Origin of the sequence: Aidingimonas lacisalsi (genome assembly GCF_008079445.1) — a bacterium.
In the GTDB taxonomy this organism is placed as follows: domain Bacteria; phylum Pseudomonadota; class Gammaproteobacteria; order Pseudomonadales; family Halomonadaceae; genus Aidingimonas; species Aidingimonas lacisalsi.
The window spans coordinates 314,153-334,638 of sequence record NZ_VRYH01000005.1; the positions used below are offsets into that span (position 1 = coordinate 314,153).

At 60.0% G+C, this 20,486-nt stretch carries 18 protein-coding genes and 1 pseudogene; 15 read left to right on the forward strand and 4 right to left on the reverse strand.

Annotated features, from left to right (window positions below; genetic code table 11):
* The first annotated feature begins 21 nt into the window (after positions 1–21).
* The 3 genes and pseudogenes from thiC (at position 22) to FVV99_RS12885 (ending at position 3,688) form a co-directional block, all read left to right on the forward strand.
* Positions 22–1,911: a phosphomethylpyrimidine synthase ThiC gene (thiC, locus tag FVV99_RS12875; protein ID WP_148254474.1), complete on the forward strand. Its 1,890-nt coding sequence runs from the start codon at positions 22–24 to the stop codon at positions 1,909–1,911.
* A 71-nt stretch (positions 1,912–1,982) separates the two neighbouring features.
* Positions 1,983–2,174: pseudogene (locus tag FVV99_RS12880) on the forward strand (MCD, Malonyl-CoA decarboxylase MCD); the annotation flags it as partial.
* On the forward strand, positions 2,171–3,688 hold the full coding sequence (locus tag FVV99_RS12885; protein WP_148254475.1) for a malonate--CoA ligase: 1,518 nt from the start codon (positions 2,171–2,173) through the stop codon (positions 3,686–3,688). The pseudogene FVV99_RS12880 and the gene FVV99_RS12885, both read left to right, overlap by 4 nt.
* A gap of 4 nt (positions 3,689–3,692) precedes the next feature.
* On the opposite strand, the gene FVV99_RS12890 is transcribed toward FVV99_RS12885, so the two are convergent.
* Both FVV99_RS12890 and FVV99_RS12895 read right to left on the reverse strand, forming a co-directional pair.
* Entirely contained in the window at positions 3,693–4,643 is a 951-nt protein-coding gene (locus FVV99_RS12890; protein WP_201745090.1) for a DMT family transporter, read from the reverse strand.
* On the reverse strand, positions 4,640–5,554 hold the full coding sequence (locus FVV99_RS12895) for a DMT family transporter (protein ID WP_161599000.1): 915 nt from the start codon (positions 5,552–5,554) through the stop codon (positions 4,640–4,642). Before FVV99_RS12895 ends, FVV99_RS12890 begins: the two co-directional genes overlap by 4 nt.
* Positions 5,555–5,677: 123 nt before the next feature.
* Here FVV99_RS12895 and FVV99_RS12900 point away from each other — a divergent pair, with 123 nt between their 5' ends.
* The 6 genes from FVV99_RS12900 (at position 5,678) to FVV99_RS12925 (ending at position 11,763) form a co-directional block, all read left to right on the forward strand.
* Positions 5,678–6,802, forward strand: a complete 1,125-nt coding sequence (locus FVV99_RS12900; RefSeq protein WP_148254477.1) for an aminotransferase class V-fold PLP-dependent enzyme — start codon at positions 5,678–5,680, stop codon at positions 6,800–6,802.
* 340 nt (positions 6,803–7,142) lie between these two features.
* Complete coding sequence (gene cyoA, locus FVV99_RS12905) at positions 7,143–8,081, forward strand: ubiquinol oxidase subunit II (protein WP_148254478.1); 939 nt, start codon at positions 7,143–7,145, stop codon at positions 8,079–8,081.
* A 4-nt stretch (positions 8,082–8,085) separates the two neighbouring features.
* On the forward strand, positions 8,086–10,062 hold the full coding sequence (gene cyoB, locus FVV99_RS12910) for a cytochrome o ubiquinol oxidase subunit I (RefSeq protein ID WP_148254479.1): 1,977 nt from the start codon (positions 8,086–8,088) through the stop codon (positions 10,060–10,062).
* A 2-nt stretch (positions 10,063–10,064) separates the two neighbouring features.
* On the forward strand, positions 10,065–10,679 hold the full coding sequence (locus FVV99_RS12915) for a cytochrome o ubiquinol oxidase subunit III (protein ID WP_148254480.1): 615 nt from the start codon (positions 10,065–10,067) through the stop codon (positions 10,677–10,679).
* A 1-nt stretch (position 10,680) separates the two neighbouring features.
* Positions 10,681–11,013: a cytochrome o ubiquinol oxidase subunit IV gene (gene cyoD / locus FVV99_RS12920; protein ID WP_148254481.1), complete on the forward strand. Its 333-nt coding sequence runs from the start codon at positions 10,681–10,683 to the stop codon at positions 11,011–11,013.
* A gap of 147 nt (positions 11,014–11,160) precedes the next feature.
* Positions 11,161–11,763, forward strand: coding sequence for a Yip1 family protein (locus FVV99_RS12925; protein WP_148254482.1), 603 nt, complete (start codon positions 11,161–11,163; stop codon positions 11,761–11,763).
* A gap of 21 nt (positions 11,764–11,784) precedes the next feature.
* On the opposite strand, the gene FVV99_RS12930 is transcribed toward FVV99_RS12925, so the two are convergent.
* On the reverse strand, positions 11,785–12,555 hold the full coding sequence (locus FVV99_RS12930; RefSeq protein ID WP_148254483.1) for a DeoR/GlpR family DNA-binding transcription regulator: 771 nt from the start codon (positions 12,553–12,555) through the stop codon (positions 11,785–11,787).
* A gap of 265 nt (positions 12,556–12,820) precedes the next feature.
* Between FVV99_RS12930 and FVV99_RS12935 the strand changes: the two genes are divergently transcribed.
* The 6 genes from FVV99_RS12935 to cdd all read left to right on the forward strand — a co-directional run bounded on the left by FVV99_RS12935 (position 12,821) and on the right by cdd (position 18,680).
* The gene (locus FVV99_RS12935; protein WP_148254484.1) at positions 12,821–14,095 is read left to right on the forward strand and encodes a NupC/NupG family nucleoside CNT transporter; all 1,275 of its coding nucleotides are present in this window, start codon (positions 12,821–12,823) and stop codon (positions 14,093–14,095) included.
* Between the two features lie 76 nt (positions 14,096–14,171).
* The gene (gene deoC, locus FVV99_RS12940; RefSeq protein ID WP_148254547.1) at positions 14,172–14,951 is read left to right on the forward strand and encodes a deoxyribose-phosphate aldolase; all 780 of its coding nucleotides are present in this window, start codon (positions 14,172–14,174) and stop codon (positions 14,949–14,951) included.
* A complete protein-coding gene (gene deoA, locus FVV99_RS12945) occupies positions 14,951–16,279 on the forward strand; it encodes a thymidine phosphorylase (protein ID WP_148254485.1) in 1,329 nt (442 codons plus the stop codon). The genes deoC and deoA overlap by 1 nt, the downstream gene beginning before the upstream one ends.
* On the forward strand, positions 16,276–17,523 hold the full coding sequence (locus FVV99_RS12950; RefSeq protein WP_148254486.1) for a phosphopentomutase: 1,248 nt from the start codon (positions 16,276–16,278) through the stop codon (positions 17,521–17,523). The genes deoA and FVV99_RS12950 overlap by 4 nt, the downstream gene beginning before the upstream one ends.
* An 18-nt stretch (positions 17,524–17,541) precedes the next feature.
* Positions 17,542–18,270: a purine-nucleoside phosphorylase gene (gene deoD / locus FVV99_RS12955; RefSeq protein ID WP_148254487.1), complete on the forward strand. Its 729-nt coding sequence runs from the start codon at positions 17,542–17,544 to the stop codon at positions 18,268–18,270.
* A 2-nt stretch (positions 18,271–18,272) separates the two neighbouring features.
* Positions 18,273–18,680: a cytidine deaminase gene (gene cdd, locus FVV99_RS12960; protein WP_407921347.1), complete on the forward strand. Its 408-nt coding sequence runs from the start codon at positions 18,273–18,275 to the stop codon at positions 18,678–18,680.
* Positions 18,681–18,729: 49 nt separating this feature from the next.
* On the opposite strand, the gene FVV99_RS12965 is transcribed toward cdd, so the two are convergent.
* A complete protein-coding gene (locus FVV99_RS12965) occupies positions 18,730–20,238 on the reverse strand; it encodes an NCS1 family nucleobase:cation symporter-1 (protein WP_148254489.1) in 1,509 nt (502 codons plus the stop codon).
* Between the last annotated feature and the right edge of the window lie 248 nt (positions 20,239–20,486).

Here is a 20,486-nt window from a genome sequence, read left to right on the forward strand (position 1 = left end):
GACAATGGGAGAGCAACACCGATGGCCACTACCCATCATTTTCTCGCCGAAACCGCACACGTCGACGACGCGGCCGTTCAGGCCCTGCCCGGCTCACGCAAGATTTACGCCCAAGGCTCACGGTCGGACATCCGCGTGCCCTTTCGGGAAATATCGCTGTCGCCGACTAAAACGTCCGGAACCGATGAGGAGAACCCGCCGCTGCTGGTCTACGACACATCCGGTCCCTATACCGACCCCGGTGCCAACATCGATCTGCGCAAGGGACTACCGGAACTGAGACGGCGCTGGATCGACGAGCGTGACGATACCGAATGGCTCGACGGGCCGACCAGTGAGTACGGGCGGCGACGCGCCAACGACCCGATGCTCGCACCGCTGCGTTTCGACCTGACCCGTACGCCGCGACGAGCGAAATCCGGAAGGAACGTCACCCAGCTTCACTATGCCCGTCAAGGTATCATCACGCCGGAAATGGAGTTCATCGCCATCCGCGAGAACCAGCGTCGTCAGGCACTGGGAACCGAGGAGGTCGAGCGCATCCTCGGCCATCAACACTCCGGCCAAGGCTTCGGCGCCAGGCTGCCCGAGGAGATCACGGCGGAGTTCGTCCGCCGCGAGGTCGCCGAAGGGCGCGCCATCATCCCCAATAACATCAATCACCCGGAAACCGAGCCGATGATCATCGGGCGCAACTTCCTGGTGAAGATCAACGGCAATCTGGGCAATTCGGCGGTTACATCCTCGATCGAGGAAGAAGTCGACAAGATGACCTGGGGCATCCGCTGGGGTGCCGATACCATCATGGATCTTTCCACCGGGACGAACATCCACGAAACCCGCGAGTGGATCATTCGCAACTCACCGGTACCGATCGGCACCGTACCCATTTACCAGGCGCTGGAGAAGGTCAACGGCGTCGCCGAGGACCTGACCTGGGAGATCTTCCGCGACACCCTGATCGAACAGGCCGAGCAGGGTGTGGACTATTTCACCATTCATGCCGGCGTGCGGTTACCGTTCGTGCCCCTTTCCGCCGACCGGGTGACCGGCATCGTGTCTCGCGGCGGTTCGATCATGGCCAAGTGGTGCCTGTTCCACCATGAGGAGAGCTTTCTTTACACTCACTTCGAAGACATCTGCGAGATCATGCAGGCCTACGACGTGGCCTTCTCGCTGGGCGACGGTCTGCGCCCGGGTTCGGTGGCCGATGCCAATGACGAGGCACAGATGGCCGAGCTCCGCACTCTGGGCGAACTCACCAAGGTTGCCTGGAAGCACGACGTGCAAGTGATGATCGAGGGCCCCGGCCACGTTCCCATGCATCTGGTGAAAGAGAACATGGACAAGCAGCTCGAGTACTGCGACGAGGCGCCCTTCTATACTCTGGGGCCGCTGGTTACCGATATCGCCCCGGGTTACGACCACATCACCTCGGGGATCGGCGCGGCGATGATCGGCTGGTACGGCTGTGCCATGCTGTGCTACGTGACTCCCAAGGAGCATCTCGGCCTGCCCAACAAGGACGACGTCAAGACCGGCATCATCACCTACAAGATCGCCGCGCACGCCGCCGACCTGGCCAAGGGCCATCCCGCCGCTCAGCGCCGCGACAACGCCCTGTCCAAGGCGCGCTTCGAATTTCGTTGGGAGGACCAGTTCAACCTGGGGCTCGACCCGGACACTGCCAGGCAGTACCACGACGAGACCCTGCCCAAGGACTCAGCCAAGGTGGCGCACTTCTGCTCCATGTGCGGCCCCAAGTTCTGCTCGATGAAGATCAGCCATGAGGTCCGCGACTATGCTCGGGAGAAGGGGCTGACCGGCGACGAGGAAGCGATCAGAAAAGGCATGGAGGAGCAGGCCGAAAAGTTCCGGCGTGAAGGCGCCGAACTCTACAAGGAGGTGTAAGTCCGGCCAGGTACGACACGACGCGGGCGCAATACCCGCGTCGTGTCGTGAACCGGGCTCGACAGCCTGGCTGGCTCGGCGATTTTGCCCCCAAGGGGTTGAAGCAAGCCGTCGGTTTGATGGTCAATTACCTCTATGTGCTCGACAACATCGAGCGCAATCACGAGAACTACATTGCCAACGCCAGCGTGGCCCGTTCCAGCGAGGTCCGTGACCTGGCCCGCAAAGCCAGGAAGCTGGCCAAGGGGGAGACCGCCAAATGAACCACAGCCTCTTCGCTACCTTCGAACGACGCATGCGCGCACGCGGGAACGCCACCTTCATCACCACCCGCGATGGCCGTCGCTACGCCTATCAGCAGGCACTCGATACCACCGAACGTCTGGCCGGGGCCCTCACCAAACTCGGAGTCACTCCCGGTGATCGGGTCGCGGTGCAGGTCGACAAGAGCCCGGAGACGATCCTGCTCTATCTCGCCACACTACGGATCGGTGGCGTTTACCTGCCCTTGAACACCGGTTATACGAGCGACGAGGTTCACTACTTCCTGAGCGATGCCGAACCGGCACTCTTCGTCTGCCGGCCTGCCGATCGCACGGAGGCCGAGCGCGTAGCCACGGCAGCCGGTTGCCCACAAGTGGCCACCCTCGGCACCGGCAACGACGGCAGCCTGGTGGATATTGCCGAACGGGCCGCACCGCGTACCGATATCGTCACACGAGACGAGAACGACCTGGCGGCCATCCTCTATACATCGGGCACCACCGGTCGCTCCAAGGGTGCCATGCTCACCCATCGCAACCTGAGTTCCAATGCCGAGGCACTGGCCAAGTACTGGCGCTTCAGCGCCGATGACCGACTGATCCACGCACTGCCGATTTTCCACACCCACGGACTGTTCGTAGCGTGCAACGTCTCGCTGATGGTGGGGTCAAGCATGCGCTTCCTGCCACGATTCGATGCCGAGGCGATCCTGGATGAGCTGCCACAGGGCACGGTGATGATGGGCGTCCCGACCTTCTATACCCGGTTGCTTCAGGACGAGCGCCTGACGCCCGAGCGCACCGCCAACATGCGCCTGTTCGTCTCCGGCTCGGCGCCGTTGACCGCCGAGACTCACCGGGAATTCGAGCAGCGGACCGGCCACGCCATCCTCGAACGTTACGGCATGACTGAAACCAACATGAACACCTCCAATCCGTACGATGGGGAACGTCGTGCCGGCACGGTGGGGTTTCCCCTGCCCGGCGTGGAGATCCGCATCGCCGATCGTGAATCCGGCGACGAGGTTCCCAAGGGGGACATCGGCATGCTTCAGGTACGCGGACCCAACGTCTTCATCGGGTACTGGCGCATGCCCGAGAAAACCCGCGAAGAACTGCTCGACGATGGCTTCTTCATCACCGGCGACCTGGCCATGGTCGATGAACGCGATTACGTCCATATCGTCGGCCGCGACAAGGACCTGGTCATCTCCGGGGGCTACAACGTCTACCCCAAGGAAGTCGAACAGGTGATCGACGAACTCGAAGGGGTCGTGGAATCCGCGGTGATCGGGGTGCCCCATCCGGATTTCGGCGAGGGGGTGACCGCCGTCGTGGTCCCCGACGCCGATGCCGATATCGACGAGGACAAGGTGCTGTCCTTTCTCGACGGCCGACTGGCGCGCTACAAGCAACCCAAGCGGGTTTTCTTCGTCGACAGCCTACCGCGCAACACCATGGGCAAGGTACAGAAGAACCAGCTTCGCCAGCAGTTCCGGGATAGTTATCGGTGAACCATCAACGCCCCTTCGACACGCTCAGCACCACGATACCGGCCAGGACGACCGCACCGCCCAGTAGCTGGATGGGGGTCAGAACCTGGCCGAGCACCAGGTAGCCCAACAACAGGGCGGCCACCGGTTCGATATTCATGACCGGCGCATTGCGCGGCATGTCTAGGCGTGGCACGCAGGTGAAGAGGACCGAAAAGCCGACACCGTAGAGCACCGCCAGCAGGACCAGGCCATACCAGCCCTCGATACGGCTCGGAGTTGCCAGACCACCCGGCAGTATTCCCGACATACCAGCGAGCACCATGCAAATGAAGACGGTAATCATCGTCAGCAGGGTACGCACGGCACCGTCGAGGCCTTTCAGCTTGCGATCGGTGACCCATAGTGCACAGGAAAATGCCGAGGCCGCCCCCACACCGAAAAGGATTCCCGGCAGCCATTGCGGCCCCATCGCTTCCGGCCGGGACAACCAGGTGGGGATATCGAGCACCAGCACCAGGCCGATCAGGATACCGCCCATGATCAGGCTTGCCCGTAGTGATGGCCGTGCACCGCCCAGCACCCAGGTCAACAAGGCCAACTGGATAGGAAAGGTATTCATCAACAGCAACGCCACGGCCACCGGCACCCGCGCAACGGCTGAATAGAGACACAAGCTCTGCAGGGTAATCAGAAAACCGACCAACAGCTGCCAGCGTCGTTGTCCCCACGGAACCGCCAGGGTTTCGCGCCGCCAGACCACGATCGCCGACAGCACGACGATCGCCACGCCCGAACGCGCCAGCACGGCCAATAGCAAGCCGGTGTCGGCATCGAAAGCGATGCGGGCGGCCACATGATTCGAGGCAAACAGACAGGCCACGCTCATCAGGATGGCGATGGCCAGTTGGCGAGAGAAAACCGCCGGCGTGTCCGGGGCTGTGGACGATATGGATGACGAGCGTTGTGACGTCATGAAACTGACTCCGATTCAACGGGGGCGGACCTTCGCTCGCGAGTGGTCAGGACGACACCGGCGATCACGACAATACTGCCCACGATCTGCGCCGGCAGGATGCGATCGCCCAGCAACCACCAGGCGCCGAGCATGGTGAAGATCGGTAACAGATTGAGGAACACCGCTGCCTGGGTGGGACCCACGTCGCCGATGGCACGGGTATAGCACAGCAGCGCCACCACCGACGGAAAGATCCCCAGATAGAGCAATCCCAGCCAGTGGCTGGTATCCAGAGCCGGCATCGTCCCGAGGGCCAGATTCTCCCACAAGGCAATCGGCGCGAGCGTGAGATTGGCGATGACCAGCATGATCAGCAGTCCGCCGAAGCGGGGAAACTTCGACAGATGATCCTTGACCAGCAGCGAATAGCCCACCCACATCAATACCGCCAGAGCCATGATGCCATCGCCGATGTTGACCGATGCCAGGCCAGCGCCCGCCGAATCCGCCATGGCAATCACCGCCACGGCACCCGCCAGCGACATCCCCACCCCCAGCCACTGGATGGCCCGGTAGCGTTCGCCCAGCAGTAGAAAGCTGAACAGGATCGTTACCACGGGAATCGTGCTTTCCAGGATCGCGACATTAGTGGCCGACGTATACTGCAATGCGGTGTAGATCAGGGCATTGAATAGCGTGACCCCGCTCAATGCCAGCCCCAACAGCACGCGCCAGTGCTGGCGAAACGCATGGCGCGCGCGTACCGCCTGCCGCCAGCCCAGCGGTATCATGAGTAACAGGGCGATGAACACGCGACCGAAGGAGATGGTAAACGGTGGCAACTCGCTGAGCGCCTTGCCGACCAGGATGTTGCCCGAAAAGATGATAGCAGTCAGCAGTAGCAACACGTAGGGAACGAAAGCGCGCATACCCCTCCACCGGTTAGCGGGATTTTTTGCATGATTGACTAAAAACCGTCGTTTTTTCCTGGCCTTTGGCCGGCCCGACGCCATAGTCTAACGGGTTGTATAACGAAATAAGGAGTGAATGCCATGCCCGGCCTGTTATCCGATGTCGATCCTGACGGATTGCTCGAGTACTCGGTGGTCTATACCGATCGGTCGCTCAATCACATGTCGCAATCGTTCCAGCAGGTGATGCGCGACATTTCCCGTACGCTCAAGGCAGTCTACCATGCCGAGGCGGCGGTGATCGTGCCCGGCAGCGGAACCTTTGGCATGGAAGCCGTGGCGCGCCAGTTCGCCACCGATGCAGCGACCCTGGTGATCCGCAACGGCTGGTTCAGTTATCGCTGGACTCAGATCTTCGAGATGGGCGCTATCCCGGCATCGTCACGCGTGATGAAAGCCCGGAAAACCAGCGACGATGCCCAGGCGCCCTTTATCCCCGCTCCCATCGATGAGGTGGTGGACGCCATCGAAGCGGACAAGCCGGATCTGGTTTTCGCGCCTCACGTGGAGACCGCCGCCGGCATGATTCTGCCCGACGATTACCTCCGTCAGGTCGCCGAGGCAGTTCATCGGGTCGGCGGCCTGTTCGTGCTTGACTGCATCGCCTCCGGTACGGCCTGGGTCGACATGCAGGCGACCGGCGTGGACGTGCTGATCAGCGCGCCACAAAAAGGCTGGAGCGGCTCCCCCTGCTGCGGCATGGTGATGCTGTCGTCACGGGCACTGGAACGGCTGGAGACGACGACCAGTACCAGTTTCTCAGCCGACCTGCGCAAATGGCACCAGATCATGCAGGCCTATGAGAATGGCGGACACGCTTACCACGCCACCATGCCCACTGACGGACTACGCCGCCTGCGCGACATCATGCAGGAAAACATAGCCTATGGTGTCGACAAGGCGTGCGATGACCAGTGGCAATTGGGGAGACGCGTCCGCGCCGTACTGGAACGACACGGCTTCCCCAGTGTCGCCGCCGGAGGCTTCCAGGCACCCGGCGTCGTCGTCAGCTACAGCAACGATCCCAAGATTGCGGCGAAATTCATGCACGCGGGGCTACAGGTCGCCGCCGGCGTTCCCCTCATGTGTGATGAAGGGGAAGACTTCCAGGTCTTTCGTATCGGCCTGTTCGGTCTCGACAAGTTGCAGAATATCGAGCGAACCGTCGCGCATCTGGAAACCGCGCTCTCGCAATTGCCCCGCTGAACGCTCGAAGCGCCGTGTTTCCGGCTGGTGACGGCGCGAGCTTTGCCGTCACCAGCCGGGCCACGCCGGGCCTGACTGTGACACCCTGCGACAAATCGTCCCTTCCCTTCACTGCCGCTGATAACGATAATGCCATCCCCGTGGAAAGTGGCTCGATCGACGGCATGCATGTTCTGCTCCGAGCCTGACACTATACTCCCCTCACGGTCTCCGCTCCGCAGCGTCTCAGGACGCCTCGCAGCGAACGCCACAGCAGGGAGAGTCTGCGAATTGCTGTTTCAGCCTGCTAACCAGGTGATATGGATTATGTCCCGCCTCCAAGCCCTGACGAGGTCGTAACATGAGAAGACCCCACCATTTGCGCATGCTCGGCATCCTGCTGTTGCTGACGCTTACCCTGCTGCTGACCGGCTGTAGCTCGGAGCTGCTGGATCCCAAGGGTCAGATTGGTTCGGAACAGCGAACCCTGATCCTGACGTCGTTTGCATTGATGCAGATCGTCGTCGTTCCCGTGATCGTGATGACGCTGCTGTTCGCCTGGCGTTACCGCGGCAGCAACAAGGATGCGGCCTACCATCCCGAGTGGGCTCACAACAACTGGATCGAGGGGATCGTATGGTTCATCCCCTGCATCATCATCATCTTCCTTGCCGGGCTGACCTGGTACACCTCTCACTCTCTGGATCCGCACAAATCGATCGCGGATGACCCCTCGGAGCAGATGGAGATTCAAGCGGTCTCGCTGGACTGGAAGTGGCTATTCATCTACCCGGAGCAGGGCATCGCAACGGTCAACGAAGTGGCCTTTCCCACCGATGTACCGGTGCGTTTCCGGGTGAGCTCGGGCTCAGTGATGAACGCCTTCTTCATCCCGACCCTCGGCAGCCAGATCTACGCCATGGCCGGCATGGACAACGATGTTCACCTGATCGCCGACCAGGAAGGCGTCTACGACGGTCGCTCCACCAACTACAGTGGGGCCGGTTTCTCGGGCATGACGTTCGACGCGATCGCGACATCCCAGGCGGGTTTCGAGTCCTGGGTCGAGGAAGTCCGGCAGTCCGACCAGACACTCGACTTCCCCGAGGGCTACAACGAACTGGCACAACCGAGTGAAGACCATCCGGTGGAATACTACTCGGAAGTCTCGTCCGGTATGTACGAGGACATCATCAAGAGCTTCCACACCGGCCGCGACGATGGCGAGATGCACGCCGGTCACGGTGGGACAGAAGACGACCACGACGATATGCCCATGAGTGCGGAGGCAGCGGAGTAACACTATGTTCGGAAAACTCAGCATAGACGCGATCCCTTTCCACGACCCCATCATCATGGTGGTCGCGGTCGCGATGGCGCTCGGGGGCATCGCGCTGCTCGGTGCCATTACCTATTTTCGCAAGTGGAAATGGCTGTGGACGGAATGGTTCACCTCCGTCGACCACAAGAAACTCGGCATCATGTACTTCATCGTCGCGCTGGTGATGCTGATACGCGGCTTCTCCGACGCCATCATGATGCGGACGCAACTGGCCATGGCCTCGGCGGGTGCGGAGGGCTACCTACCGCCCGAGCATTATGACCAGATATTCACCGCCCACGGCGTGATCATGATCTTCTTCGTCGCCATGCCCATGGTGATCGGGCTGATGAACCTGGTCGTGCCGCTGCAGATCGGCGCACGCGATGTGGCATACCCGTTCCTGAACAACCTCAGTTTCTGGCTGTTCGCTGCCGGCGCGATTCTCGTCAATATCTCGCTGGTGGTGGGTGAATTCGCCAAGACCGGCTGGCTCGCCTACGCCCCATTATCGGGGATCGAATACAGTCCCGGGGTCGGCGTCGATTACTGGATATGGGCGTTACAGATATCGGGGATAGGGACGACACTCACCGGTATCAACTTCTTCGTGACGATCCTGAAGATGCGCACCAAGGGCATGACCATGTTCCGCATGCCGATCTTCACCTGGACGTCACTGTGCGCCAATGTGCTGATCATCGCCTCGTTCCCGATTCTGACGGCGACCATCGCCCTGCTGACGCTGGATCGTTACCTGGGGATGCACTTCTTTACCAACGATTTCGGCGGCAACATGATGATGTACGTCAACCTCATCTGGGCCTGGGGCCATCCCGAGGTGTACATCCTCATCCTGCCGGCATTCGGCGTCTTCTCTGAAGTCATCGCCACTTTCGCTCGCAAGCGGCTGTTCGGCTACAACACGATGGTCTGGGCAACCGTGGCCATCACGTTGCTGTCATTCATCGTCTGGCTGCACCACTTCTTCACCATGGGGGCGGGCGCCAACGTCAATGCGTTCTTCGGCATCATGACGATGATCATCGCCATACCCACCGGGGTGAAAGTGTTCAACTGGCTGTTCACCATGTTCCGGGGGCGCCTCGAGTTCACCTCGCCGGTACTGTGGACGCTGGGCTTCATCATCACCTTCACGCTGGGCGGCATGACCGGTGTGATGCTGGCGATACCGGGCGCCAACTTCGTGCTGCATAACAGCCTGTTCGTGATCGCGCACTTCCACAACGTGATCATTGGTGGCGTACTGTTCGGCATGCTGGCCGGTCTGACCTACTGGTTCCCCAAGGCCTTCGGCTTCACGCTGAACGAAAAGTGGGGCAAGCGTAGTTTCTGGTGCTGGCTGATCGGCTTCTACCTGGCCTTCATGCCACTCTACGTGCTGAGTTTCTTCGGCGCCGTTCGTCGCATGCAGTCCTATGAGACCGCCGAGTGGCAGCCGTGGATGTTGCTCGCCTGGGTCGGTGCCGTCATCATCCTGTTCGGTATCCTCTGCACCGTGATCCAGTTCTATGTCAGCATCCGCGATCGCAAGCAGAACCAGGATGTCACCGGCGATCCCTGGGACGCCCGTACGCTGGAGTGGTCCACGTCGTCACCGGCGCCGTTCTACAACTTCGCCCATCTGCCGGATGTCGGTGGCATCGACAGTTTCTGGGCGCAGAAGCAGGAAGGTCTCAAGTCCGTGAGCGAAGGCCCGTATCAGGACATTCACATGCCCAGGAACACGGTGGCGGGCCCCATCATCAGTCTGTTTGCCCTGATCTTCGGCTTCGCCCTGGTATGGCATATCTGGTGGCTGGCAGCCGTTGGCGCGATCGGCACCTTCGTCAGCTTCCTCGCGCGCGTTTTCAATGACGATATCGATTACTACGTGCCCGCTTCCGAGGTCGAACGTATCGAGCGCGAGCACAAAGAACGGCTGGAGATGCAGGCGTAACTATGACAACGGAAACCATGAGCAATCACGACGCCCATGCCGAAGGGCATGAGCACCACGATGCCGGTGGCATGAAGATCTTCGGCTTCTGGGTCTATCTGATGAGCGACCTGGTGATCTTCGGATCACTGTTCGCCACCTATGCCGTGCTAATGAAGGGCACGGCCGGCGGCCCGAGCGGCGCCGATATCTTCGAACTGCCGCTGATCCTGATCAGTACATTCCTGCTGCTGTTCAGTAGTTTCACCTATGGCATGGCCGTATTGGCCATGAATGCCGACCGCGTGGCGCAGGTGAAAGCCTGGCTGGCGATCACGTTCCTGCTGGGGGCCGGTTTCATCGGGCTGGAAATCTATGAGTTCCAGCACCTGATCCACGAGGGCTACGGGCCGGATCGCAGTGCCTTCCTGTCGTCGTTCTTCACGTTGGTCGGCACTCACGGTCTGCACGTCTTTTTCGGCCTGGTCTGGATCCTGGTGATGCTGGTGCAGTTGCAGACCAAAGGTCTCAACGACATGACCCGTCCACGCATCATGTGCCTGAGCCTGTTCTGGCACTTCCTGGACATCGTCTGGATCTGTGTCTTCTCTTTCGTCTATCTGATGGGAGTCCTGTGAGATGAGCGAGTCGCATTCTGCACACGGCGAGCACAGTCATGGCAGTGTCAAATCCTATGTCATCGGTTTGATACTGTCCCTCGTGCTGACCATTATCCCTTTCGCCGTCGTCATGACCGGTGCCCTGGCCATGACGCCCACGGTACTGATCATCGTGGCAACCGCTGTAGCGCAGGTTCTGGTTCAATTGGTGATGTTCATGCACATGAATACCAAGTCGGATGAAGGCTGGAACTTCATGTCGTTCGTCTTCACCGTCACGATCCTGCTGCTGGTCATCGGTGGCACGTTGTGGATCATGCATCATCTGCACCTGAACATGATGATCGGCTGATTAAGATTCGACGATAGTAGCGAGTTGACGCGACGGCTAGGCAAAGCCGTCGCACTCCTGCCTATAATGTCAGTGAAGCCCATCTGCCAACGCAGGGGCACGAACCGGGATGTTCCGGTTTCAATTCTGACAGGTAGGAGGTTGTGGATGCTGACTCATGTCTGGGGGCTCCTTGCCCATCCCCACCGAGAGTGGAAACAGATCCAGCATGAACGTGAAACGTTGACGCATCTCTATGCGCATCACGTTCTCGCCCTGAGCGCCGTTCCCGTTGTCTGTGCCTTCATTGGCACCACCCAGGTCGGGTGGGGCCTTGGCGGCGACCGTACCATCCTGCTGAACCCATTGGACGCGTTCTACGCGGGCTGCGTCTTCTACCTGACCATCCTGGCCGCAGTCTACCTGATGGGAAGCGTCATCCACTGGCTCGGTCAACGCTACTCGGCCCATCCCAGTCGCCGGGCCTGTATCATCTTCGCCGGCTATATCGCCACGCCCATGTTCCTGAGCGGTATCGTCGCGCTCTATCCGATTATCTGGCTATGCTTGCTCGCCGGGATCATCGGGCTGTGTTACACGGCGTACCTACTTTATATCGGGATACCTGCCTTCCTCGGCATTAGTAGTGAGGAAGGGTTCATCGTCTCCAGTTCGACACTGGCCATTGGCGTGCTGGTTCTCGAGGCGATGCTGGCGGCCACCGTGCTGTTGTGGGGATACGGCGAGCGCATTCTGCTCTCGATATTGTGACAACACGCACATCCCCGTCGGTCATACCCCCACGATGCGGGGGGTATGGCCGGGCAGGCCCTCGCGCAGTACAGCGTCGGCATTGCCATCAGTGACGATGACATCGAACTCGTTCAGACGAGCGAAATAGGCGGGGCGAACAACGCCGAGTTTGCTGTCGTCGCAGACCAGGATGCGTTGCATGGCGGACGCAATGGCCGCCTGCTTGGGCACTACCTCGTGAAAATGGAAACAGCTTACCCCGCGCTCGACATGCATGCCGGCCGCCGAGATGAAAGCCTTGTTGATTCCCAGTCGACGAATGGCTTGCAGCATGTCCTCGCTGCCGAACGACAGTGACGATGCATAGAACAACCCACCCAGCAACACGAGACGTACATTGGGGAGGTGACCCACGGCATTGGCGACATTGAGCGCATAGGTGACAACCGTCACATGCTTGTCGGCAGTTCCCAGCAACGATGCCAATGGCATCAGCGTGGTACCACAGTCGATGAACAGCGTATCGCCATCCTCTATGAAAGCGGCCGCTCCCTGACAGAGTCGTTGTTTCGCCAGCGAATGGCTTCCTTGCTCGGTATCCAGGTCGTAGAGCGGTGCATATTGCGGATTATCGGCCATCACCAGCCGACCGCCCAGAAACGTCATGGCACCGTCACTCGCCGCCACGTCACGGCGAATGGTCATTTCCGAGACACCACATAGCCTGGCTGCCTCCGACAAGTGGATCGTACCGCCCCGATTCAGAACATCCTGCAACCTTGCCAGACGCTGTGCGCTGCGACCTTTCATCGTTACCTGGTCCCCCCCTGCGTTCGTGGACTCGCATGCCGTCATGATCGGTTGATAGCAATATTCATCTTGCCAATCAATCCACTATCCATGTCATCTGCCACAAGCTCACGCCTTGCATGCTGCGCCAGGCAGTAACAAAACACCAGGCTGGCTCAGATTATCTCGAAAAATGTTAGAAAAATAACACTCAATGTTATATTTTTCACCCTAGCGCATGACGCCCGGCTCCCCGGTGAATGACAATGACAAATTCGAGGTTCCCATGACACTAATCATGAGCCTGGTCGGGATGGTGACGCTCATCCTGATCGCAATCCTGTTCTCTTACGATCGCAAGTCGATTCGACTACGCACGGTGGCCGGTGCCTTTGCCATTCAGGCGTCCATCGGTGCGTTCGTGCTCTACGCCCCCGTCGGTCAAGTCGTCCTCAAGACGATATCCGACGGTGTCAGCCAGGTCGTGCTTTATGCCAATGATGGTATCGAATTCCTGTTCGGCGGGCTGGTCGACGAGGAAAACATCGGCTTCGTCTTCGCGATCAATGTATTGCCGGTCATCATCTTTTTCTCATCGTTGATTGCCGTGCTTTATTATCTGAACATCATGCCGTGGGTGATTCGTATCCTCGGTGGTGCACTGCAATGGATTCTGGGTACGTCCCGCACCGAGTCGATGTCCGCCACCGCCAATATCTTCGTCGGTCAAACCGAAGCGCCACTCGTGGTCAAACCCTTTATCGCCCATATGACGCCGTCTCAGCTATTCGCAGTCATGTCCGGTGGGCTGGCGTCAGTGGCAGGGTCGGTACTGGCCGGCTATGCCGCACTGGGCATTCCCATGGAGTACCTGATCGCGGCATCGTTCATGGCAGCCCCCGGTGGCCTGCTGTTTGCCAAACTCTTGATGCCCGAGACCGCAACACCGGAAGACAGTGTATCCGCGGCTCAGGAACGTATCGAAGAGGAGGACCACCCCACCAACGTACTTGATGCCGCCGCAACGGGAGCCACTTCCGGCCTGAAGCTGGCCGCTAACATCGGTGCCATGCTGCTTGCCTTCATCGGGTTGATTGCAATGATCAACGGCATACTCGCCGGTGTCGGCGGCTGGTTCGGCATGGACGCCCTGAGTCTGGAGATGATCCTTGGCTGGTTGTTCGCGCCTCTCGCCTTCCTGCTCGGTGTACCCTGGGGAGAGGCCACGCTGGCGGGCTCGTTCATCGGCCAGAAGCTGGTCGTCAATGAGTTCGTGGCCTATATCAATCTGGCTCCCTACATCAACGGTGAAGAAGTCGTAGCCGGTACCGGCGAAGTCATGAGCCGACACACGACGGCGATACTGTCGTTCGCCTTGTGTGGGTTTGCCAACCTCTCATCGATCGCCATCCTGTTGGGCGGACTGGGCAGCATTGCCCCGAGCCGCCGCCACGATATCGCTCGCTATGGCATCAAGGCGGTTCTGGCCGGTACGCTCTCCAACCTCATGTCGGCGACAATCGCCGGCTTTTTCCTCGCGCTAGCCGCCATCGGCGGATAGGCGCATCATGAAACAGCATCCCCGGCGGCTTGATGCCTCCGGTGGATGCGCACGCCACTCGACCTTGGGTGACACAATGACAGCATTATCACAAGCCGCTCAGCGGGCACTGACATTGATGGACTTGACCAGTCTCAACGACGATGACACTGACCGTAGCATCCGCCAACTCTGTGCGCGCGTGTCGACACCGGCCGGCCATCCCGCCGCCGTATGCGTTTATCCCGCTTTCATCACCACGGCTCGCCATGCCCTGGCTGAGCAAGGGCTGGCCGGCCGCGTCAAAGTCGCTACCGTCACCAATTTTCCCGCCGGCAGTGACGATATTCATCGCGCCGCTAGAGAGACCCGCGATGCCGTGATTCGCGGCGCGGACGAAATCGATGTCGTATTCCCGTACCGGGCATTGATGGCAGGGAACGAAGCCGTCGGCAGAACGTTGGTGGAAGCCTGCAAGGCAGCCTGCGGCGAGCGATGCCTCAAGGTGATTCTCGAAACCGGTGAACTCAGGGATCCTGCCCTGATCCGCCGTGCCGCCGAGCTGGCCATCGCCGGCGGTGCAGACTTCTTGAAGACGTCCACCGGAAAGGTGCCCGTCAATGCCACTCTGGACGCCGCCCATATTCTACTCACGACCATCCGCGACAGATCGGATCGTGATGTCGGCTTCAAGGCTGCCGGAGGTGTCCGAACGACGGACGATGCCAAGGCCTATCTCGACCTGGCAGCCGAGTTGATGGGTGACGATTGGATATCGCCATCTCGCTTTCGCTTTGGTGCCTCCAGCCTGCTGGGCAAGCTACTCGAGACACTCGAAGTCACAGCGGCACAATCGCAAGAGGGCGGGGGCTATTGATGCTTCCTCAGGAAATCATTCGCCACAAGCGCGACGGCAAAGCACTGGATAACGATGCCATTCGAGCCTTCGTCAACGGCATCGCCACAGGGTCGGTCGGCGATGGCCAGATCGGTGCGTTCGCCATGGCGGTGTTCCTCAATGGCATGAACGATGCCGAAAGCGTGACGTTGACCAAGGCAATCCGCGACAGCGGCGACGTGCTCGACTGGACTGCGCTGGATTTGCCGGGTCCGGTCGTTGACAAACACTCAACGGGCGGTGTCGGTGACCTCGTGTCACTGGTACTGGGGCCATGGATCGCTGCCTGCGGAGCGCACGTCCCGATGATCTCGGGCCGCGGCCTGGGCCATACCGGCGGTACCCTCGACAAGCTCGAGGCCATCCCCGGCTATGATGTCCGCCCCGATCGCGACACGTTCCGTCGGCTCGTCAAGGAGGTCGGTGTCGCCATCATCGGCCAGACCGGCGATCTGGCACCCGCCGACAGGCGGCTCTACGGCATCCGAGACGTCACCGCCACGGTGGAATCGATGCCGCTGATCGTGGCGTCGATCCTGGGCAAGAAGCTTGCCTGTTCGCTGGACGGTCTGGTCATGGACGTCAAACTGGGTAGCGGTGCCTTCATGCCGAGCGAAGCGGACTCCCGTCGCCTCGCTCGGATGATTGCCGATGTAGCCACCCAGGCGGGAACGCCGACCACGGCGCTGTTGACTGACATGAATCAGCCCCTGGCGACGGCGGCGGGAAACGCGCTGGAAGTTCGTGAAGCGCTCGCGGTGCTGACCGGCAAGACGACCGATAGCCGTTTGTTGACGGTGACTCGTGCCCTGGCCGTCGAGATGCTGATGCTTGCCGGGCTCAGTCACACCCGCGACCAGGCGGGCGAGACACTCGACCGGGCGCTGGCGACAGGCGCGGCTGCCGAACGTTTCGAACGTATGGTGGCCGGGCTTGGCGGCCCACATGATCTGCTCACCAATGTGGACCGCTATTTACCTGCCGCACCGGTCATCCACGCGGTCCATGCCGATCATCCCGGCCATGTGCGCTCCATCGATGCACGCTCTCTGGGAATGGCGGTCGTCGAACTGGGAGGCGGACGCCGGCAGCCGGACGACGCAATCGACCATCGCGTCGGGCTGACCGAGCTGGCGACGATCGGGGATTACATCGATGGTGCACGTCCTCTGGCCTTCATTCATGCCAGAGACGACGCCTCGGCCGATCAAGCCGCCATGCGGATACGTGACGCAATGACCATGGGCGAGACTCCCGTCGCCCCATCGCCCCTGATTCACGATGTTTTCCTGTCGGAGGCATTATGACACGTGCCATCGTTCTCGTACTGGATTCCTTCGGCATCGGTGCCGGGCCGGATGCCGCCCACTTTGGGGACCACGGTGCCGATACCCTGGGCCATATTGCCAGCGCCTGCGCTCGAGGTAAGGCAGAGCATGGGCGGCACGGACCGTTGTCATTACCCAACCTGGCCCGCTTGGGGTTGTTCCATGCCCACCGCGACAGTACCGGCCAGTGGGCGGAAGGTATCACCCCGCCGACGAATCCGGTCGGCGCTTATGGACATGCCCGCGAAATTTCTTCCGGTAAGGATACACCGTCCGGCCACTGGGAAATCGCTGGCGTGCCGGTGCGATTCGAGTGGGGATACTTCGCGGATCGGGAAGCGAGTTTCCCCGTCGAGTTGCTCGACGCTTTGGTGCAAGAGGCGGAGTTACCCGGCGTATTGGGCAATTGCCATGCCTCCGGCACCGAGATCATCGCGCGTCTTGGGGACGACCATCTGGTCAGCGACAAACCGATCGTCTATACCTCGGCCGATTCGGTATTCCAGATCGCCGCCCATGAGAACACGTTCGGTCTGGAGCGTCTCTATCGGGTCTGTGAAGTCGCCCGCCGACTGCTGGAACCCTACAATATCGGTCGCGTCATCGCTCGCCCCTTCATCGGCGATGATGCCGGCAGTTTCGTTCGTACCGACAATCGGCGCGATTATGCCGTTGAACCTCCCACTCCGACCGTGCTCCAGAAACTCGCCAACGCAGGGGGCAATGTCATCTCGATCGGCAAGATCGCCGACATCTATGCGCATTGCGGCATCACGCACGCCGTCAAGGCCAGTGGGCACAACGCCCTGTTCGACGCCACCCTCGCGGAAATCGACCGGGCCCATGACCACACCCTGATCATGACCAATTTCGTCGATTTCGACATGGTCTATGGTCACCGCCGCGATGTCTCCGGTTACGCTGCCGCACTGGAAGCCTTCGACACGCGACTACCGGAGTTACTCGGTCGGCTCGGCGACGACGACCTGCTGATCCTTACCGCCGATCATGGCTGCGACCCCACCTGGACGGGAACCGACCATACCCGTGAACAAGTGCCCATCCTGGCGCTGGGTGCGGGCCTGGTACCCGGCTCGCTAGGCGCTCGCGCCACCTTCGCCGATATCGGTCAAAGCCTGGCCAGTCACTTCGGACTGCCCCCCATGACAGACGGTGAAAGCTTCCTTGTCCACCCGACAAGCAAGACGGCGCCATCAACATGATGCGAAAGGAGACCTTTGATGCCAACCCCGCACATTCAGGCCGAACGCGGCGATTTCGCCGATACCGTACTGCTGCCCGGTGATCCGCTGCGGGCTCAGTACATTGCCGACACATTCCTGACCGATGTACGTCGCGTCAATGAAGTCCGCAACATGTTCGGCTATACCGGTCGCTACCGCGGACGCGCCATCTCGGTCATGGGCAGTGGCATGGGCATTCCGTCGATCTCGATCTACGCCAAGGAGTTGATCACCGACTTCGGCGTCAAGCGTCTGGTACGTGTCGGCTCCTGTGGTGCCGTGCGCGACGATGCGCAACTCCGCGATATCGTCATTGGCATGGGCGCCTGCACCGACTCCAAGGTCAACCGCACCCGTTTCATGGACCACGACTTCGCCGCCATCGCAGACTTCGCGCTGGTACGTCGGACCGTGGAAGCGGCCGAACACAAAGGGATCCCCGTCACGGTCGGCAATATCTTCTCGGCCGATCTGTTTTACTCGCCCCAGGAAACACTGGCTCAATTGATGCGACGCTACGGCATCGTTGGCGTGGAGATGGAAGCTGCCGGATTTTATGGAGTCGCTGCCGAATTCGGTGCTCGGGCATTGACCGTCTGCACGGTATCGGACCATATCCTGCGCGGCGAATCGCTGAGTGCCTCCGCACGTCAGACCTCCTTCAATGACATGATGGAGATCGCTCTGGAAGGCGTGCTGCGCGACGACAACCCTCAAGGAGCCTGATGATGTCCTCCCTCTCAGCGGATCAGCAACGACAATTGATCGCCACTCGCGATCGTGCCTACGCCCCCTACTCCCATCATCCCGTTGGCGCATTGCTGGAAGCCGATGATGGCAGTCAATATTTCGGCTGTAACGTGGAGGTGGCTCACTACAAGGGTCTCTGCGCGGAAGCGTCGGCCATTGCCGCCATGGTCACTGCGGGCCGACAGACGATCCGCTCGATCCATGTCATCGGCCCCGGTCAACATCTGTGCACACCTTGCGGCGACTGCCGGCAACGGCTACGCGAATTCGCCACAGCGGCAACCACTATCCATGTCCTGGCTGCCGATGGCGGGCTGCTCAAACACTACTGCATCGACGAACTGCTGCCGGACTCATTCGGGCCGGAAAATCTCGCACCGGTCTGAGCCCCCGCCCTGGCAAACAGGGCGAGGTCCCGATACTCCCCCAGGCCACTCAAGGCAGGCGTTCGATATCGATTGCCGCAGCCGTAGCCGCCTGGCCGCTCGGCGCGAGCGCCATGCTGGCCACATAATAGACTATCGCCCCCATGATGGATCCCGTGAACCAGCCATAATCATAGAACCAGTACATGGTACCGCTCGTCAGGGCGATCAGCGTCAGTACGACCGGTACACCAAAAGCGATGAAGCCCGCCGGGTTGATTGCCGGATAGCGCCCTGCATCCCTATAAAGACTGGGGACATCCAGTTGCTGCCGTTTGATCAGAAAATAATCCACGGCCATGATCCCGGCAATCGGCCCCAACAGGCTTGAGTACCCCAGCAGCCAATTGGAATACATGCTTTCCAGTGTCACGCCGGAGGTGATGACACCGGCTTTCTGTAGCAGGTCGTAACCCATCAGAAGCAGGCCCACCAGCCCGGTGATCAGAACACCGCCAGTTCGATTGACGAATTTGGGTGCCACATTCTGAAAATCGTTGGTCGGCGATACGATATTGGCCGCTGTGTTGGTGGACAGGGTCGCGATCACGATCAATACCATGGCCACACTGACCCAGAAGGGATTGTCGATCATACCAATCAAATTGACGGGATCCGCCACCGTTTGACCGACTAGGGACTCAGAGGCCGCCGTCATCACGACGCCTAATGCCGCGAAGAAAAACATCGTCAACGGCAGCCCCAGGACCTGGCCGACGATCTGATCTTTCTGACTCCGGGCAAAACGACTGAAGTCGGGAATATTGAGCGACAATGTGGCCCAGAACCCGACCATGGCAGTCAGGCCCGCCAGAAAATAACCGAAAACAGGATCGCCCTCGGGACGCGACGGCGGTTGTGCCAGCAGCTCGGTCATCGACATATGTGGCCACGCCCAGAACATCAGACCGACACTGACGGCCAACAGCAGAGGGGCAGCCAGGGTTTCCAACCACTTTATCGATTCCGCCCCGCGAATGACCACATACAGATTCATGCCCCCGAAGAGAAAGAAGCCGAACACTTCGCCAAGCCCACCGAGTGACTGCCATGGCGGGAAAATGGCAGACAACAACAGGTGAATGGCTAACCCACCGAACATGGTTTGCACACCAAACCAGCCGCACCCCACCAGTGCCCGAATAAGGCACGGTACGTTGGAGCCGAGGATACCGAACGAAGAGCGCAATACGACCGGGAAGGGAATGCCGAAGCGTGTCCCGGGAAATGCGTTCAACGTCAACGGAATCAATATGATGGCATTGGCCAGCAGAATGGCCAGTAGTGCCTCGCCAACGTCGAGGCCGAAATAGGCAGTCAACACGCCACCGAGCGTGTAGGTTGGCACGCATATTGACATCCCCACCCATAGCGCGGCGACGTTCCACTTGGACCATGTTCGCTCATGAGCCTTGGTCGGGGCGATATCGGCATTGAACCGAGGACTGTCACGAATATCGTCGCCCTCTTCCAATTCAACCAGGCCTTGCCGATCCACCATACGAGATTCGACGGTCATTGTTGTTCTCCTCGTCATCGGTTGAATGTATTTGTTGTTTGCAGGATGAGCCTGTCATTCTCCAGGCAATAAGTGTGCCCATGTCTCGGGCGTATCGATGCATCCGTGCCATCCCCTCCCTATGCATGTCTCTACGGCATGCAATAACTTCATGTTTTTTCATAAAAACTGACTCATAAGACAGCTTGTATATCACAGAAAAGCAGAGGGTAGGCTGCATAACGACCCATCTTCACATGACAGGTTAG

What these genes read in the sequence shown, in the direction of transcription:
- FVV99_RS12925 (WP_148254482.1), top strand. Translation starts at nt 11,161, where the DNA reads ATGCTGACTCATGTCTGGGGGCTCCTTGCCCATCCCCACCGAGAGTGG.
- cdd (WP_407921347.1), top strand. Translation starts at nt 18,273, where the DNA reads ATGTCCTCCCTCTCAGCGGATCAGCAACGACAATTGATCGCCACTCGC.
- cyoB (WP_148254479.1), top strand. Translation starts at nt 8,086, where the DNA reads ATGTTCGGAAAACTCAGCATAGACGCGATCCCTTTCCACGACCCCATC.
- FVV99_RS12895 (WP_161599000.1), bottom strand. Translation starts at nt 5,554, where the DNA reads ATGCGCGCTTTCGTTCCCTACGTGTTGCTACTGCTGACTGCTATCATC.
- FVV99_RS12930 (WP_148254483.1), bottom strand. Translation starts at nt 12,555, where the DNA reads ATGAAAGGTCGCAGCGCACAGCGTCTGGCAAGGTTGCAGGATGTTCTG.
- FVV99_RS12950 (WP_148254486.1), top strand. Translation starts at nt 16,276, where the DNA reads ATGACACGTGCCATCGTTCTCGTACTGGATTCCTTCGGCATCGGTGCC.
- deoA (WP_148254485.1), top strand. Translation starts at nt 14,951, where the DNA reads ATGCTTCCTCAGGAAATCATTCGCCACAAGCGCGACGGCAAAGCACTG.
- thiC (WP_148254474.1), top strand. Translation starts at nt 22, where the DNA reads ATGGCCACTACCCATCATTTTCTCGCCGAAACCGCACACGTCGACGAC.
- FVV99_RS12915 (WP_148254480.1), top strand. Translation starts at nt 10,065, where the DNA reads ATGACAACGGAAACCATGAGCAATCACGACGCCCATGCCGAAGGGCAT.
- FVV99_RS12935 (WP_148254484.1), top strand. Translation starts at nt 12,821, where the DNA reads ATGACACTAATCATGAGCCTGGTCGGGATGGTGACGCTCATCCTGATC.
- FVV99_RS12890 (WP_201745090.1), bottom strand. Translation starts at nt 4,643, where the DNA reads ATGACGTCACAACGCTCGTCATCCATATCGTCCACAGCCCCGGACACG.
- deoC (WP_148254547.1), top strand. Translation starts at nt 14,172, where the DNA reads ATGACAGCATTATCACAAGCCGCTCAGCGGGCACTGACATTGATGGAC.
- FVV99_RS12885 (WP_148254475.1), top strand. Translation starts at nt 2,171, where the DNA reads ATGAACCACAGCCTCTTCGCTACCTTCGAACGACGCATGCGCGCACGC.
- FVV99_RS12965 (WP_148254489.1), bottom strand. Translation starts at nt 20,238, where the DNA reads ATGACCGTCGAATCTCGTATGGTGGATCGGCAAGGCCTGGTTGAATTG.
- cyoD (WP_148254481.1), top strand. Translation starts at nt 10,681, where the DNA reads ATGAGCGAGTCGCATTCTGCACACGGCGAGCACAGTCATGGCAGTGTC.
- FVV99_RS12900 (WP_148254477.1), top strand. Translation starts at nt 5,678, where the DNA reads ATGCCCGGCCTGTTATCCGATGTCGATCCTGACGGATTGCTCGAGTAC.
- deoD (WP_148254487.1), top strand. Translation starts at nt 17,542, where the DNA reads ATGCCAACCCCGCACATTCAGGCCGAACGCGGCGATTTCGCCGATACC.
- cyoA (WP_148254478.1), top strand. Translation starts at nt 7,143, where the DNA reads ATGAGAAGACCCCACCATTTGCGCATGCTCGGCATCCTGCTGTTGCTG.